The organism is Acidovorax sp. GW821-FHT10A04, from assembly GCF_059415825.1.
This window is the reverse complement of the sequence record NZ_JBWKNZ010000002.1, coordinates 15664-30059: the sequence shown is the minus strand read 5'-3', so window position 1 is coordinate 30059 and position 14396 is coordinate 15664. Positions and strand designations below refer to the sequence as shown.

The 14396-nt window shown below is 68.0% G+C and carries 15 protein-coding genes; 10 read left to right on the top strand and 5 right to left on the bottom strand.

All coding sequences use genetic code 11. The annotated features are described in order from the left end of the window. Positions 1-31: 31 nt before the first annotated feature. From AC07PF_RS04530 to purE, 3 genes are read right to left on the bottom strand one after another with little or no spacing between them, the layout of a single operon-like run. Complete coding sequence (locus tag AC07PF_RS04530) at positions 32-1048, bottom strand: L-threonylcarbamoyladenylate synthase (RefSeq protein ID WP_494611020.1); 1017 nt, start codon at positions 1046-1048, stop codon at positions 32-34. A gap of 19 nt (positions 1049-1067) precedes the next feature. Continuing rightward, complete coding sequence (locus AC07PF_RS04525) at positions 1068-2237, bottom strand: 5-(carboxyamino)imidazole ribonucleotide synthase (RefSeq protein WP_007857540.1); 1170 nt, start codon at positions 2235-2237, stop codon at positions 1068-1070. Beyond that, on the bottom strand, positions 2234-2731 hold the full coding sequence (gene purE / locus AC07PF_RS04520; protein WP_007857539.1) for a 5-(carboxyamino)imidazole ribonucleotide mutase: 498 nt from the start codon (positions 2729-2731) through the stop codon (positions 2234-2236). Before purE ends, AC07PF_RS04525 begins: the two co-directional genes overlap by 4 nt. Positions 2732-2885: 154 nt before the next feature. Here purE and trxA point away from each other — a divergent pair, with 154 nt between their 5' ends. Beyond that, positions 2886-3791 (top strand): thioredoxin, encoded by a 906-nt coding sequence (gene trxA / locus AC07PF_RS04515; protein ID WP_494611019.1) that lies wholly within the window; start codon positions 2886-2888, stop codon positions 3789-3791. 61 nt (positions 3792-3852) lie between these two features. Here the strand turns inward: trxA and AC07PF_RS04510 are convergent, their stop codons facing one another. Next, on the bottom strand, positions 3853-4773 hold the full coding sequence (locus AC07PF_RS04510) for a phosphoribosylaminoimidazolesuccinocarboxamide synthase (protein ID WP_007857537.1): 921 nt from the start codon (positions 4771-4773) through the stop codon (positions 3853-3855). A gap of 203 nt (positions 4774-4976) precedes the next feature. On the opposite strand from AC07PF_RS04510, the gene AC07PF_RS04505 reads away from it, so the two are divergent. From AC07PF_RS04505 to hprK, 4 genes are all read left to right on the top strand, one after another. Beyond that, positions 4977-6212, top strand: a complete 1236-nt coding sequence (locus AC07PF_RS04505) for an MFS transporter (protein ID WP_494611018.1) — start codon at positions 4977-4979, stop codon at positions 6210-6212. 229 nt (positions 6213-6441) lie between these two features. Further along, positions 6442-6777: a ribosome hibernation-promoting factor, HPF/YfiA family gene (hpf, locus tag AC07PF_RS04500; protein WP_007857535.1), complete on the top strand. Its 336-nt coding sequence runs from the start codon at positions 6442-6444 to the stop codon at positions 6775-6777. Between the two features lie 108 nt (positions 6778-6885). Next, positions 6886-7353, top strand: coding sequence for a PTS sugar transporter subunit IIA (locus AC07PF_RS04495; protein ID WP_007857534.1), 468 nt, complete (start codon positions 6886-6888; stop codon positions 7351-7353). A gap of 36 nt (positions 7354-7389) precedes the next feature. Next, positions 7390-8346, top strand: a complete 957-nt coding sequence (gene hprK / locus AC07PF_RS04490; protein WP_007857533.1) for an HPr(Ser) kinase/phosphatase — start codon at positions 7390-7392, stop codon at positions 8344-8346. Between the two features lie 125 nt (positions 8347-8471). On the opposite strand, the gene fur is transcribed toward hprK, so the two are convergent. Next, positions 8472-8888 (bottom strand): ferric iron uptake transcriptional regulator, encoded by a 417-nt coding sequence (fur, locus tag AC07PF_RS04485; protein WP_007857532.1) that lies wholly within the window; start codon positions 8886-8888, stop codon positions 8472-8474. An 85-nt stretch (positions 8889-8973) separates the two neighbouring features. Between fur and AC07PF_RS04480 the strand changes: the two genes are divergently transcribed. From AC07PF_RS04480 to leuS, 5 genes are all read left to right on the top strand, one after another. Further along, positions 8974-9546: an outer membrane protein assembly factor BamE gene (locus AC07PF_RS04480; RefSeq protein ID WP_494611017.1), complete on the top strand. Its 573-nt coding sequence runs from the start codon at positions 8974-8976 to the stop codon at positions 9544-9546. Positions 9547-9606: 60 nt separating this feature from the next. Continuing rightward, positions 9607-10437, top strand: coding sequence for a 4-hydroxy-tetrahydrodipicolinate reductase (gene dapB, locus AC07PF_RS04475; protein ID WP_007857530.1), 831 nt, complete (start codon positions 9607-9609; stop codon positions 10435-10437). Positions 10438-10459: 22 nt separating this feature from the next. Further along, positions 10460-11149, top strand: a complete 690-nt coding sequence (locus AC07PF_RS04470) for a MotA/TolQ/ExbB proton channel family protein (protein WP_494611016.1) — start codon at positions 10460-10462, stop codon at positions 11147-11149. Then, complete coding sequence (locus AC07PF_RS04465) at positions 11146-11586, top strand: ExbD/TolR family protein (RefSeq protein ID WP_007857528.1); 441 nt, start codon at positions 11146-11148, stop codon at positions 11584-11586. The genes AC07PF_RS04470 and AC07PF_RS04465 overlap by 4 nt, the downstream gene beginning before the upstream one ends. A gap of 98 nt (positions 11587-11684) precedes the next feature. Continuing rightward, entirely contained in the window at positions 11685-14396 is a 2712-nt protein-coding gene (gene leuS / locus AC07PF_RS04460; protein WP_494611015.1) for a leucine--tRNA ligase, read from the top strand.

The window sequence follows — 14396 nt, the reverse complement described above, 5'->3', positions numbered from 1 at the left end:
AAGCATTGTCACAGTGCGGCCATGTTTGTGCTCAGGCTGCTGCGGCGCGCTGCAGGCGGTCGCGCACGCCCTCCCATTCCGGTGTGGCGGGCGGGGCTTCGATCCAGATCAGCTTGACTCCGGCATCGTCGAAGCTGCGCAGCACGGCAAAGAGCTGCTGGGCAGTGGCCGACGCATCATCGGGCATGCGGCGCATGACCAGCCTGGACGAGCGCGTGCGCAAGGCCGTGCGGGCATAGATGGCCATGTTGGCGGCGTCGGCACCGAGCAGGTCCAGGCCCGTCTGCAGGGCCTTGGCATCCATCAGCCGCACCTTGGCGTTGGGCGCGTAGTGGGCTTCCAGCGTGCCCGAGGCGCGCGGCGTGTGCGCGGGCAGGTCTTCCTTGGACAGCGGGGCGATGCCGCAGGCGCGGGCGATCTGGGCGCGCGTGATGGCGCCCGGGCGCAGCAGCACCGGCATGCCGCGCGTGCAGTCGACGATGGTCGACTCGATCCCCACCCCGCAGGGGCCGCCATCGAGCACCAGCAGGTCCTCGCCCAGCTCGTCGGCGACATGCCGGGCGGTGGTGGGGCTCACGCGGCCGAACCGGTTGGCACTGGGGGCTGCCACGCCCCACACGGGCGGGCCACCGAGCTCGCTGCCATCGCCGGGGGCTGCGCACGCGGTCAGCAAGGCATGTGCCACGGGATGGGCCGGGCAACGCAGGCCCACGCTGTCCTGGCCGCCGGTGGCGGCCGTGGCCACGTCAGGGCGGCGCGGCAGGATGATGGTCAGTGGCCCGGGCCAGAACGCGTCGACCAGGGCCTGCGCAAAGGCCGGCACCTCGCTGGCGAAATGGGCAATGCCCGAGGCATCGGCCACGTGCACGATCAGCGGGTGGTCGCTGGGCCGCCCCTTGGCGGCAAAGATCTGGGCCACGGCCGCATCGCTGCTGGCGTCCGCTGCCAGGCCATACACCGTTTCGGTGGGCAGGCCCAGCAGGGCGCCGCTGCGGACCGCGCGGGCGGCGGCGGCGATGGATTCGGGCTGCTTGCCGTCCAGGATCATGGAATGCGGTCCGGGCCGGTCAGAAGGGCGCAATGCCCAGCAGGGCCGCGGCCTGGAGGGCGGTGGCGCGCGCGGCATCGGCGCTGTCGGCCGTGATGTTCAGGTGCCCCATCTTGCGCCCGGGCTTGGCGTCGCGCTTGCCGTACAGGTGCAGGTGGGTGCCGGGCAGGGCCAGCACCTGGGCCCAGGGTGGCGTCTGCGCGCTGCCATCGGCGGCAAACCACAGGTCGCCCAGCAGGTTGAGCATCACCGCCGGGCTGTGCTGGCGCGGCTGGGTGAGCGGCAGGCCGGCCATGGTGCGCACCTGCAGCTCGAACTGCGAGACGTCGCAGGCGTTCTGGCTGTAGTGGCCGCTGTTGTGCGGGCGTGGGGCGATCTCGTTGACCACCAGGCTGCCGTCCTGCAGCACGAAGAATTCCACGCACAGCACGCCCACGTACGAGAGACCGGCTGCGATCGAGACGGCACCGGCGATGGCCTGGCGGGCCAGTGCGTCGGGCAGGTTGCCGGCATGCACCTCGGTCACGGCCAGGATGCCTTCGCGGTGCAGGTTGCGCTGCACCGGCAGGTGCACGCAGGCGCCATCGGCACCGCGCGCGACGATGACCGAGCATTCGAGCGCCAGCGGCAGCATCTTTTCGAGCACACAGGCCACCTGGCCCACGGAATCCCAGGCGGCGGCGAGCTCGGCGCTGGTCTTTACGCGCACCTGGCCCTTGCCGTCGTAGCCCATGCGGGCGGTCTTGAGAATGCCCGGCAGCAGGTCTGGCGAGACGGCAGCCAGTTGCTCGGCCGTCTCGATCACTGCATAGGGCGCGCAGGGCACGCCGCAGCGCACGAAATGGGCCTTTTCCTGCGCGCGGTCCTGGGCCACGGCCACCGCACCCGCAGCGGGCGACACCGGGCGCAGCGCGCCCAGCGCCGCCAGGGCGGTGGCGGGCACGTTCTCGAACTCCGTGGTCACGGCATCGGCCACGCGGGCCAGTTCGGCCAGGCCGGCCGCGTCCTCGTAGCCGGTCTGGATGTGGTGGTGGCTCACCAAGCCTGCGGGGCTTGTCGGGTCGGCATCGAGCACGGCCGTGAAGTAGCCCATGGCCTGGGCCGTGTGCACGAACATGCGGCCCAGCTGGCCGCCGCCCAGGACGCCCAACGTGGCGCCCGGCAGGAGGGGGGCAGAAAGCGTGGTCATGCAGCAGCCGGGGGCAGGGTCATGTTGCGCGCCACTTCGGTCTGCTCGGCGCGAAAGGCTTCCAGGCGCTGGCGCAGCTCGGGGCTCTCGCTGGCCAGCAGCGCCACCGCGAACAGGGCCGCGTTGGCGGCGCCGGCCGTGCCGATGGCGAAGGTCGCCACGGGAATGCCCTTGGGCATCTGCACGATGCTGTGCAGCGAATCCACGCCCTGCAGGTGGCGGCTGGCCACCGGCACGCCCAGCACGGGCACCGTGGTCTTGGCGGCGATCATGCCTGGCAGGTGGGCGGCGCCGCCGGCACCGGCGATGATGGCCTTGAGGCCCCGGCCGGCGGCGGCTTCGGCATAGGCGAACATGTCGTCGGGCATGCGGTGTGCCGACACCACGCGCGCCTCGTGGGAAATGCCGAATTGCTCAAGAATCTGCACTGCATGCTGCATGGTCTCCCAGTCGCTGCTGGAGCCCATGACCACGCCGATCTGGATGGGTTTCATGGTGTGTGTGGAGGCGCTCCGGTGGGCGTGAGCCCGCCGGAACGCTGTAGGTGGAACCCCCGATTTTACGATTTGCGATGGCCCCCCCGCGACGGGGTTGTTTCAATGCGCCAAAATAGCGCCAACTTGCTTCACCGGCCCTGGGCCCCCGACCATGATTGACGTCACCGTAGAAAATTTTGAAGCCGAGGTGATTGCCGCCTCGATGGAAGTGCCCGTGCTGGTGGATTTCTGGGCGCCCTGGTGCGGCCCCTGCAAGTCCCTCGGTCCGGTGCTGGAGAAGCTGGAAACCGAGTACGACGGCCGCTTCAAGCTCGCCAAGATCGACTCCGACCAGGAGCAGCAGTTGGCCGGCATGTTCGGCATCCGCAGCATTCCGACCTGCGTGCTGCTCATGAACGGCCAGCCCGTGGACGGCTTCATGGGCGCCCTGCCCGAGGGCCAGGTGCGCGAATTCCTCGACAAGCATGTGCCCACGGCCGAGGTCCTGGAAGCCGAGGAGCAGGAAGAAGAAGCCCTGGAGGCCCTGGCAGAAGGCGACACCGGCACCGCGCTGGAGAAGCTGCAGCATGCCGTGGCCACCGACCCGGGCAATGACGACGCGCGCTTCGACTACGTCAAGCTGCTGCTGCAGCTGGGCCGCGATGACGATGCCAAGGTGGCCTTCGCCCCGGTGATCGCCAAGGCCCCCAATTCGCGCAAGATCGCCGCGCTCAAGGTCTGGATGGACGCCATCGACACCGTGGCCACCACCGAAGGCGCGGGCGACACGTCCGCGTTCGAGGCCAGGATCGCGGTCAGCAAGCGCGACTTCGACGCCCGCCTGGCCCATGCGCGCTGGCTCATCACCGGGCAGCGCTGGACCGACGCCATGGACGAACTGCTCGAGATCCTGATGCGCGACAAGGCCTGGGGCGAAGAAGTGGCGCGCAAGACCTACGTCGCCATCCTGGAGATCATCGAGCAGCCCAAGGCCAAGGTGGCCGACGGCCAGATCCCGCCGGACGACCCGGTGGTGGCCACGTACCGCCGCCGCCTGTCGAGCGTCGTGCTCAGCTGACCGGCACCATGCAAAAAGGCTCCCCAGGGAGCCTTTTTTGTTGCAGGAACCGGGACGGGTGTCAGCCGACCAACCGTTCCAGCGCCTCGCGGTACTTGGCCGCGGTCTTTTCGATCACCTCGCGCGGCAGGCGCGGAGAGGGTGGGGTCTTGTCCCAGGGCTTGCCGTTGACCTGGGCCTGCTCCAGCCAGTCGCGCACGAACTGCTTGTCGTAGCTTGGCGGGTTCTGGCCGGCGGCGAGCGCCGCTTCATAGCCTTCCACAGGCCAGTAGCGCGAGCTGTCGGGCGTGAGCACCTCGTCCATCAGCACCAGGGTGCCATCGGGTGCCAGACCGAACTCGAATTTCGTGTCGGCAATGATCATGCCCTTGGTCAGCGCGATCTCCGCCGCGGCCTGGTAGATGGCGATGCTCAGGTCGCGGATCTGCGTGGCCAGCGGCAGGCCGATCATCTCCACCGTGCGCTCGAAGGTGATGTTCTCGTCGTGCTCGCCGGCTGCGGCCTTGGCGGCCGGGGTGTAGATGGGCGCTGGCAGCTTGGCTGCATTGGTCAGGCCTTCGGGCAGGGGCACGCCGCAGACCGAGCGCGACTCCTGGTACTCCTTCCAGCCGCTGCCGGCCAGGTAGCCGCGCACCACGGCCTCGACCGGGATGGGTTGCAGGCGCTGCACCAGCATCGAGCGGCCGCGGATCTGCGGGGCCTCGGCCGGGGTGACCACGCTCTCGGGGGCGTCGCCCGTCAGGTGGTTGGGGCAGATGTGGCCGAGCTTGTCGAACCAGAACAGCGCCATCTGCGTGAGCAGCTCGCCCTTGCCGGGGATGGGCTCGCCCATGATCACGTCGAAGGCCGAAAGGCGGTCGCTGGCCACCATCAGGATGCGGTCGTCGCCCACGGCGTAGTTGTCGCGCACCTTGCCGCGTGCCAGCAGGGGCAGCGAGGTCAGGGCGGAGGTGTGCAGGGCGTTGGAGCTGGGCTGGGTCATGGTGTCGGTGTGGGGCAGTCGATGTCCGCTGCGGTCAGGCCTGGGGAAGGGGAGGGCGCGCACCCGCGCGGCCACGTTCTCTGTACAGCAAGCCGATTTTACGCGCCGGGGCCGATGCTCCGGTCGGCAGGGGCTTGTGGGGCCCTTCGAGGGACGGCACACTGCCGGGCTCGCTTTCACCATGCCCTTGCCGGCAATCCCTTGTGCCCACGTCCCATCCCCTTTCTCCCCGCCGCGAACTGTGGCTGCTCCTGACCCTGGCGGGCGTGCAGTTCACGCACATCCTGGATTTCATGATCATGATGCCGCTGGGCCCGCAGCTCACGCGCATCTTCGCCATCAGCGATGCCCAGTTCGGCCTGCTGGTGTCGGCGTACACGCTGTCGGCCGGTGTCTCGGGGCTGCTGGCCTCGACCTACATCGACCGCTTCGGCCGCAAGCGCCTGCTGCTGGCGCTGTATGCGCTGTTCGGCCTGGCCACGCTGGCCTGCGGCCTGGCGCCCACCTACGCCACGCTGATGGTGGCGCGCGTGCTGGCCGGCATGTTCGGCGGCGTGCTCTCGGCCCTGTGCCAGACCGTCGTGGCCGATGTCGTTCCTTTCGAGCGGCGCGGGCGGGCCATGGGCATCGTGATGACCTCGTTCTCGGTGTCCACGGTGGCCGGGGTGCCGCTGGGGCTGGTGTTCGCCGAGTACGGGGGCTGGCACATGCCGTTCTTCGCGATTGCTGCGATGTGCCTGTTGCTGCTGGTGTTTGCCGCGCGCACCCTGCCCACCATGGATGCCCACCTGGCGGCAGGTCAGCAGCGCACGGCCCTGGGCGGCATCGCCGAGGTGCTCAGGGACGCCAACCACCGCCGGGCCTTCGTGTTCTCGGGCCTGCTGATGTTCACCGGCTTCACGGTGATCCCTTACATCACCATCTACATGCAGGCCAATGCCGGTGTGCGCACCGACCAGGTGCCGCTGATCTACCTTTGTGGCGGCGTAGTGACCCTGTTCACGGCGCGCCTGTTTGGGCGCCTGACGGATGCGCGCGGCAAGGTCCGCACCTTCCGCTGGCTGGCCCTGGCGGTGGGGCCGTGCCTGCTCGGCATCACCACGGTGCATGGGGTGCCGCTGTGGGGGGTGCTCACGGTGTCCACGCTGATGTTCGCCTTCATGAGCGGGCGCATGATCCCCGGCATGGCCATCATCACCTCGGCCGCCAACCCGCAGCTGCGCGGCACGTTCATGACGCTCAATGCCTCGGTGCAGTCTGCGGCCATGGGCGTGGCTTCGCTGGTGGGGGGCGTGCTGATCAGCCGCGATGCCCAGGGGCTGGTACAGGGCTACTGGATGGCTGCGGTGGTGGGCACCGTTGCCAGCGTGCTGTCCATCGTGGTGGTGGGGCGGCTGGTGCTGCATGGCGCAGCGCCGGGGCCTGCAGGCAAGGCCTGAGGCGTGGCTCCTGTGGGGCGGGCTGCCCCGCCAACTCAGCCATTGTGCGCCCTTTTCGGGCCGCTGGCACCTCGCCGGGCATAACCCAGTGGGCAGGGGCGGTATGGGATTGCATTTCGATGACAGCAGGGGCATAGTGAACCCGTCAATGGATGCATCCAAGTTCGCCGGGCCGGCCCTCTGATCCAGGGCGGCATTTGTTCCACCGAGAGCCACAGGAGACTTATTTATGAACTTGACGATCAGCGGTCACCACCTCGAAGTTACCCCAGCACTGCGCAGTTATGTGACAACCAAGCTGGACCGGATCAATCGCCATTTCGACCAAGTAGTAGACGTCAAGGTGCTGCTGACAGTAGAGAAGCAAAAGGAAAAAGAAAAGCGCCAGCGAGCGGAATGCAATATCCATGTGAAGGGCAACGACCTGTTTGCCGAGAGCTCCCATTCCGACCTGTATGCTGCGGTGGATGAGCTGGTCGACAAGATGGACCGCCAGGTGGTGCGCCACAAGGACCGCCTGCAGGACCACCACCACGAAGCTGCCAAGCGCGAAATGCACGCCTGAGCGTTGCATTGCGGGCCACAGCAACCGCCCCTGGAGGCGGTTTTTTTGTGGCCCCTTGTAAATTGCTCAGGGTTTTTGCCAATATGTGCATAATTGTTACCTCTGACCATGAACCGACTCGCCTCCATCCTGCCTCCCGCCCAAGTGCTTGTGAGCGTGGACTCCACCAGCAAGAAGCGTGCTTTTGAAGAGGCGGGTCTGCTGTTCGAGAGCCAGCACGGGCTCTCGCGTGCCCTGATCACCGACAGCCTCTTCGCGCGCGAGCGCCTGGGCTCGACGGGCCTGGGCCATGGCGTGGCCATCCCGCATGGCCGCATCAAGGGCCTCAAGGCGCCCATGGCGGCGGTGTTCCAGCTGGCCCACCCCATCGGTTTCGATGCCCCGGACGAAATGCCGGTGGCGCTGCTGATCTTCCTGCTGGTGCCCGAGGCCGCGACCCAGAAGCACCTGGAGATCCTCTCGGAGATCGCCGAGCTGCTGAGCGACTCGGTGCTGCGCGAAAAGCTCAAGGCCAGCACCGATGCGGCCGAGCTGCACGGCATGATCGCCGGCTGGCAGTCCACCCAGGCCGCCTGACCTGCGCGGCACCGCGCATTCCCCCGCATCCTTGCCGTGAAACCCAATGTTGTCAGCGCCGACGTCCTGTTCGAGGAATTCCGCAGCGCCCTGAAATGGGAGTGGGTTGCGGGCCTCGGTGCCTCCGAGCGCCGCTTCGACGAAGTGGCGGTACGCTCCGCCCGCTCGGGCGCCGACCTGGTCGGCTACCTCAACTACATCCATCCCTACCGGGTGCAGATCCTGGGCGAGCGCGAGATCGCCTACCTGAGCAATGCCTCCCCCGACGACTGCAAGCGCCGCATCGCCCGCATCGTGACGCTGGAGCCGCCGGTGCTGGTGCTGGCCGACAACCAGACCGCGCCCGATGCGCTGGTGTCGATGTGCGAGCGCGCGCAGATCCCGATGTTCTCCACGCACGAGTCCTCGGCCTTCGTGATCGACGTGCTGCGGGCCTACCTGTCCAAGCACTTCGCCGACCGCACCACCATGCACGGCGTGTTCATGGACATCCTGGGCCTGGGCGTGATGATCACCGGCGAATCGGGCCTGGGCAAGAGCGAACTCGGCCTGGAGCTGATCTCGCGCGGCAACGGCCTGGTGGCCGACGACGCGGTGGACCTGTTCCGCATCAACCAGACCACCATCGAGGGCAAGTGCCCCGAGCTGCTGCAGAACCTGCTGGAAGTGCGCGGCATCGGCCTCCTGGACATCCGCGCCATCTTTGGCGAGACGGCCGTGCGCCGCAAGATGCGCCTGAAGCTCATCGTGCACCTGGTGCGCAAGGAAACGCTGGAGCGCGACTATGAGCGCCTGCCCTATGAGCCGCTCACCCAGGACGTGCTGGGCGTGCCCGTGCTCAAGGTGGTGATCCAGGTGGTGGCCGGCCGCAACATCGCCGTGCTGGTCGAAGCCGCCGTGCGCAACACCATCCTGCAGCTGCGCGGCATCGACACCTACCAGGAATTCGTCGAACGCCACCGCCGCGCCATGGAGCGCGACACCGGCGGCTAGAGCGATCTGCGTCCCGGCCGTCAAAACTGGCGCGGCCGATGCCAGTGCACCCGTGGAACCGGCTTTGCCGGGCCACCGGGTGCGTCCCCCTCAGGGGGAAGGCGCCGAAGGCGACTCAGGGGGAGCTATTTCTTCGCGCAATCGGCGCACTGGCCGTAGAGCGCCATGGTGTGGTCCTGCACCAGCCAGCCCTTGGACTTGGCCACGAGTTGCTGGCGCTTTTCGATCTCGGGGTCGTAGAACTCCTCGACCTTGCCGCAGGACGTGCAGACGAAGTGGTCGTGGTGCGAGCCCTCGTTGAGTTCGTACACGGCCTTGCCGCTCTCGAAGTTGCTGCGGATCAGAATGCCCGCCTGCTCGAACTGCGTGAGCACGCGGTACACGGTGGCCAGGCCGATGTCCGAGCGCTCCTCGAGCAGCACGCGGAACACGTCTTCGGCCGTCATGTGGCGCTGCGTGCCCTTCTGGAAGATCTCCATGATCTTCAGGCGGGGCAGGGTTGCCTTGAGGCCGGTGCTTTTGAGTTCGTCGATATTGGTCATGGATTGGTCCTGGTTGCCGGTGGCCCGGGAAGGGGAGAGAGGCTGCCGCTACAATGGTTTGATCATATCCTCAGCTCTTTCCCCCATGCCAGTCAAAGCCCGTATCAATGCCCGCCTGGGCTGGATCCTGTTGGTGGGTGCCGTCGTCGGCACCCTGGCGGGGTGCGGCAGCCTGGACGGCGCCAGCCGCCGCCTGGCCACCGTGGTCACGCCGTACAAGATCGACATCGTGCAGGGCAATTTCGTCTCGCGCGAGCAGGTCGAGGCCTTGAAGCCCGGCCAGAGCCGCCAGCAGGTGCGTGAAATCCTGGGCACCCCCCTGGTGACCAGCCTGTTCCACTCCAACCGCTGGGAATACGTCTTCACCCTGAAGAAGCCCTCGGCCGAGCTGCAGACCCGCAAGCTCACGGTGTTCTTCGAGGGCGACGTGCTGGCGCGTTCGGAAGGCGACGAAATGCCCTCCGAGGCCGAATTCGTCGCCTCGCTGGACGGCGGCCGCACCGGCAAGGGCAAGGTGCCCGTGCTGGATGCCACGCAGGACCAGCTGGCGCGCTACCCCGCACGCAAGGCCGAGACCCCCGCCGAAAAGGCCGCCGATGCAGCCCCGCAGGAACTGGCACCGGCCCGCTACCCGCCCCTCGAAGTGCCCGGGCGCTGACCGGGCGGCCCCCCATGGGGGCTTTTTTCATTGTCATCTATTAGCGAACCCAGGAATCACATGGCAGGGAACACATCGACAACCTCCACCCCCGTGCGCGTGGCCGTTGCCGGCGCATCGGGCCGCATGGGCCGCATGCTCATCGAGGCCCTGCGCGCCACCGACGACTGCGTGCTCGCCGGCGCACTGGACGTGGCCGCCAGCCCCGGCATCGGCTCGGATGCCACCGCCTTCCTCGGCCATGCCAGCGGCGTGGCCATCACCTCGGACATCAAGGCTGGCCTGCAGAACGCCGACGTCCTGATCGACTTCACGCGCCCCGAGGGCACGTTGGCCCACCTGGCGGTGTGCGCCGAGCTGGGCGTGAAGATGGTCATCGGCACCACCGGCTTCTCCGACGAGCAGAAGGCCGAGATCGCCGCCCTGGCGCAGCGCACGGCCGTGGTCATGGCGCCCAACATGAGCGTGGGCGTCAACGTCACGCTCAAGCTGCTGGAGATGGCCGCCAAGGCCATGGCCACCGGCTACGACATCGAGATCATCGAGGCCCACCACCGCCACAAGGTGGATGCGCCCTCGGGCACCGCGCTCAAGATGGGCGAGGTCATCGCCGAGGCCATGGGCCGCGACCTCAAGGAATGCGCCGTCTACGCCCGCGAAGGCATCACGGGCGAGCGCGATCCGTCCAGCATCGGCTTTGCCGCCATCCGCGGCGGCGACATCGTGGGCGACCACACCGTGCTGTTCGCGGGCATCGGCGAGCGCATCGAGATCACGCACAAGTCCAGCAGCCGCACCACCTACGCCCAGGGCAGCCTGCGCGCCGTGCGCTACCTGGCCGCCCACCAAACCGGTCTGCACGACATGTTCGACGTGCTGAACCTGAAGTAAGAAACCAAGGCCGTACACGCGCATGGACGCATTCCACTGGTGGCGCCAGGGCGACGCGGTGACACAGGGCACGGCCCTGCTGCTGCTGGGCATGTCCGTTGCCAGCTGGGTGGTGATCGTCTGGAAGCTGCGCCTGCTGCGCCGTGCCAGTGCCGACGTGGCGCGCTGCGTGGCCGCCGTCTGGCAGGCGCCCTCGCTGCCGGAGGCCGCGCTGCGCCTGCAGGGCTTTGACCGGCTGGCCCTGGTGCTGCCCATGGTGCAGGCCGTCAACACCGTGGCCGACCAGGCCTCCCCGGCTGCCCTGGCGTCCATGGGCAGCCTGTCGCAGCGGCTCACGCGCGTGCTGCGTGACGCCTTGCACGCGGTGCTGGGCCGCCTGCAGTTCGGCCAGGTGCTGCTGGCCACCGTGGGCTCCACGGCGCCGTTCGTGGGCCTGCTGGGCACCGTCTGGGGCATCTACCATGCGCTGTCGGCCATGGCGGGGGCCGGGCAGATCACCATCGACCGCGTGGCCGGCCCCGTGGGCGAGGCCTTGGTCATGACCGCCGCCGGCCTGGCTGTGGCCATCCCGGCCGTGCTGGCCTACAACGTCTGTGGCCGGCTCATCGGGCGCATCGAGGCCGATCTGGAGGGGTTCGCCCGGGATTTGCGTGAACTGCGTACCGATATGGCGCACGCGGCCGCCGCGCCCGTGGGCAGGGTGGCTGAATGAGCTTCGGCAGGCTGGAACGTACGCCGGGTTCCCAGCCCATGAGCGACATCAACATGACGCCGCTGGTCGACGTGATGCTGGTGCTGGTGGTGATCTTCATCCTCACTGCGCCCCTCATGGCCAGCGCCATCCGCCTGGACCTGCCGCGCGCCGAGGGTACCGCCTCCGGGGCGCCGGCCAGGGCCCTCACGCTGGTGGTGGACCGCACGGGCCAGGCCTTCCTCGACGACCAGCCGCTGGCACAGGCCGCACTGGCCGAGCGCCTGCAGCGCATCGGCGCCACCGCGCCCGACACCGAAGTGCAGCTGCGCGCGGACGCCGCCGTGCCCTATGGTCGCATCGTCGAGATCATGGGCGCAGCCCATGCCGCGGGCCTGCAGCGCATCGGTTTCGTGGCCGATCCGCAGACCGCCGCCCAAGCCCCGAAAAAGCCCTGAAACCCGGGCTGCCGGGCCCGCTCCCGCGGCGGTTCGCCCGACAGCCTAAAATCCGCGCAGCGCAGTCCTGTGGCTGCACCATCCTGACCCGAGCCTCCATGCAAGACAAATACTCTCCCCAAGAGGTTGAGCGCGCCGCGCAAGACCACTGGACCGCCCGCGATGCCTACCGCGTGGTCGAAGACGCGAACAAGAAGAAGTTCTACGCCTGCTCGATGCTGCCCTACCCCAGCGGCAAGCTGCACATGGGCCATGTGCGCAACTACACCATCAACGACATGCTCACGCGCTACCTGCGCATGAACGGCCACAACGTGCTCATGCCCATGGGCTGGGACGCCTTCGGCCTGCCGGCCGAGAACGCGGCGCTCAAGAACGGCGTGCCGCCTGCGAAGTGGACGTACGAGAACATCGCGTACATGAAGACGCAGATGCAGGCCATGGGCCTGGCCATCGACTGGTCGCGCGAAGTCGCCACCTGCGATCCCGAGTACTACCACTGGAACCAGTGGCTGTTCCTGAAGATGCTGGACAAGGGCATTGCCTACCGCAAGACCCAGGTCGTGAACTGGGACCCGGTGGACCAGACCGTGCTGGCCAACGAGCAGGTCATCGACGGCAAGGGCTGGCGCACCGGCGCCACGGTGGAAAAGCGCGAGATTCCCGGCTACTACCTGAAGATCACCGACTACGCCGAAGAACTGCTGGACTTCGTGACCGGCGACAAGCTGCCCGGCTGGCCCGAGCGCGTCAAGCTCATGCAGGAGAACTGGATCGGCAAGAGCGAAGGCGTGCGCTTTGCCTTCCTGCACGACATCCAGGGCGATGACGGCGCGCTGATCGGCGACGGCCGCATGTACGTCTTCACCACGCGCGCCGACACCATCATGGGCGTGACCTTCTGCGCCGTGGCGCCCGAGCACCCACTGGCGGCCCATGCCGCGCGCAGCAACCCGGCGCTGGCGGCCTTCATCGAGGAATGCAAGAGCGGCGGAACCACCGAGGCCGAGCTGGCCACGCAGGAAAAGAAGGGCCAGCCAACGGGCCTGTTCGTGACGCACCCCATCACCGAAGAGCAGATCCCGGTGTGGGTGGGCAACTACGTGCTCATGGGCTATGGCGACGGCGCCGTGATGGGCGTGCCCGCGCACGACGAGCGCGACTTTGCCTTCGCCCTGAAGTACGACCTGGAAATCAAGCAGGTGGTGCTGGTGGACGGCGAGCACTTCAACTACCACCAGTGGAACGACTGGTACGGTGACAAGCAGCGCGGCGTGACCATCAACTCCGACAGCTTCAGCGGCATGGGCTACAAGGAGGCGGTGGCCGCCGTGGCCCACGCGCTGCAGGCCAAGGGCCTGGGCGAGACCAAGACCACCTGGCGCCTGCGCGACTGGGGCGTTTCGCGCCAGCGCTACTGGGGAACGCCTATCCCCATCATCCACTGCGAGGAGCACGGCGCCGTGCCCGTGCCGGAAAAGGACCTGCCGGTGGTGCTGCCCACCGACTGCGTACCCGATGGCTCGGGCAACCCGCTGCACAAGCACGAGGGCTTTCACGCCGGCGTGGTCTGCCCCGTCTGCGGCAAGGCCGCGCGCCGTGAGACCGACACCATGGACACCTTCGTGGACAGCTCCTGGTACTTCATGCGCTACTGCGACCCGAAGAACGACGACGCCATGGTGGCCGACGGCACGGCCTACTGGATGCGCGACCAGAAGGCCGCGACCGGTGGTGCCGGCATGGACCAGTACATCGGCGGCATCGAGCACGCCATCCTGCACCTGCTGTACGCACGTTTCTGGACCAAGGTCATGCGCGACCTGGGGCTGGTGACGGTGGACGAACCGTTCGCCCACCTGCTCACACAGGGCATGGTGCTCAACCACATCTACTTCACGCGCGACGAGAAGGGCGGCAAGAGCTACTTCCCGCCCGAGGGCGTGACCCCCGTGCTGGATGCCCAGGGACGCATCACCGGCGGCAAGCTGAACGAGGCCGAAGGCCAGTTCGCGCAGGGCCTGCTGCTGGAGTATGGCGGCGTGGGCAAGATGGGCAAGACCGAGCGCAACGGTGTCGATCCGCAGGACCTGATCGCCAGGTACGGTGCCGACACCGCCCGCCTGTACACCATGTTCACGGCCCCGCCCGAAGCCACGCTGGAGTGGAACGATGCGGCCGTGGAAGGCAGCTACCGCTTCCTGCGCCGGGTGTGGAACTTCGGCTTCAAGCTCGCAGCCATCGACCGGGACGCGGCGCTGGCCAGCGTGGCCGGCGCCACGAGCCTGGCCGACGTGCAGTTCGGCAAGGAGGCCAAGGCCCTGCGCCTGGAGATCCATACCGTGCTCAAGCAGGTGGACTACGACTACCAGCGCATGCAGTACAACACGGTGGTCTCGGGCGCGATGAAGATGATCAACGCGCTCGAAGACTTCAAGGCCACCGACTCGGCAGGCGCCCAGGTGGCGCTGATCGAGGGCTTCGGCATCCTGCTGCGCAGCCTGTACCCCGCCACGCCCCACATCGCCCACGCGCTGTGGGCCACGCTGGGCTATGCCGGTGCCCTGGGCGAGCTGCTCGACGCGCCCTGGCCCCAGGTGGACGCCGGTGCCCTGGTGCAGGACGAGATCGAGCTCATGCTGCAGGTCAACGGCAAGCTGCGCGGCTCCATCCTCGTGCCGGCCCAGGCCGACAAGGCCGAGATCGAGCGCGTTGCGCTGGCCAGCGAAGCCTTCATGGCCCAGGCCGCAGGGGCTGCGCCCAAGCGCGTGATCGTGGTGCCCGGGCGCCTGGTGAACGTGGTGGTGTGA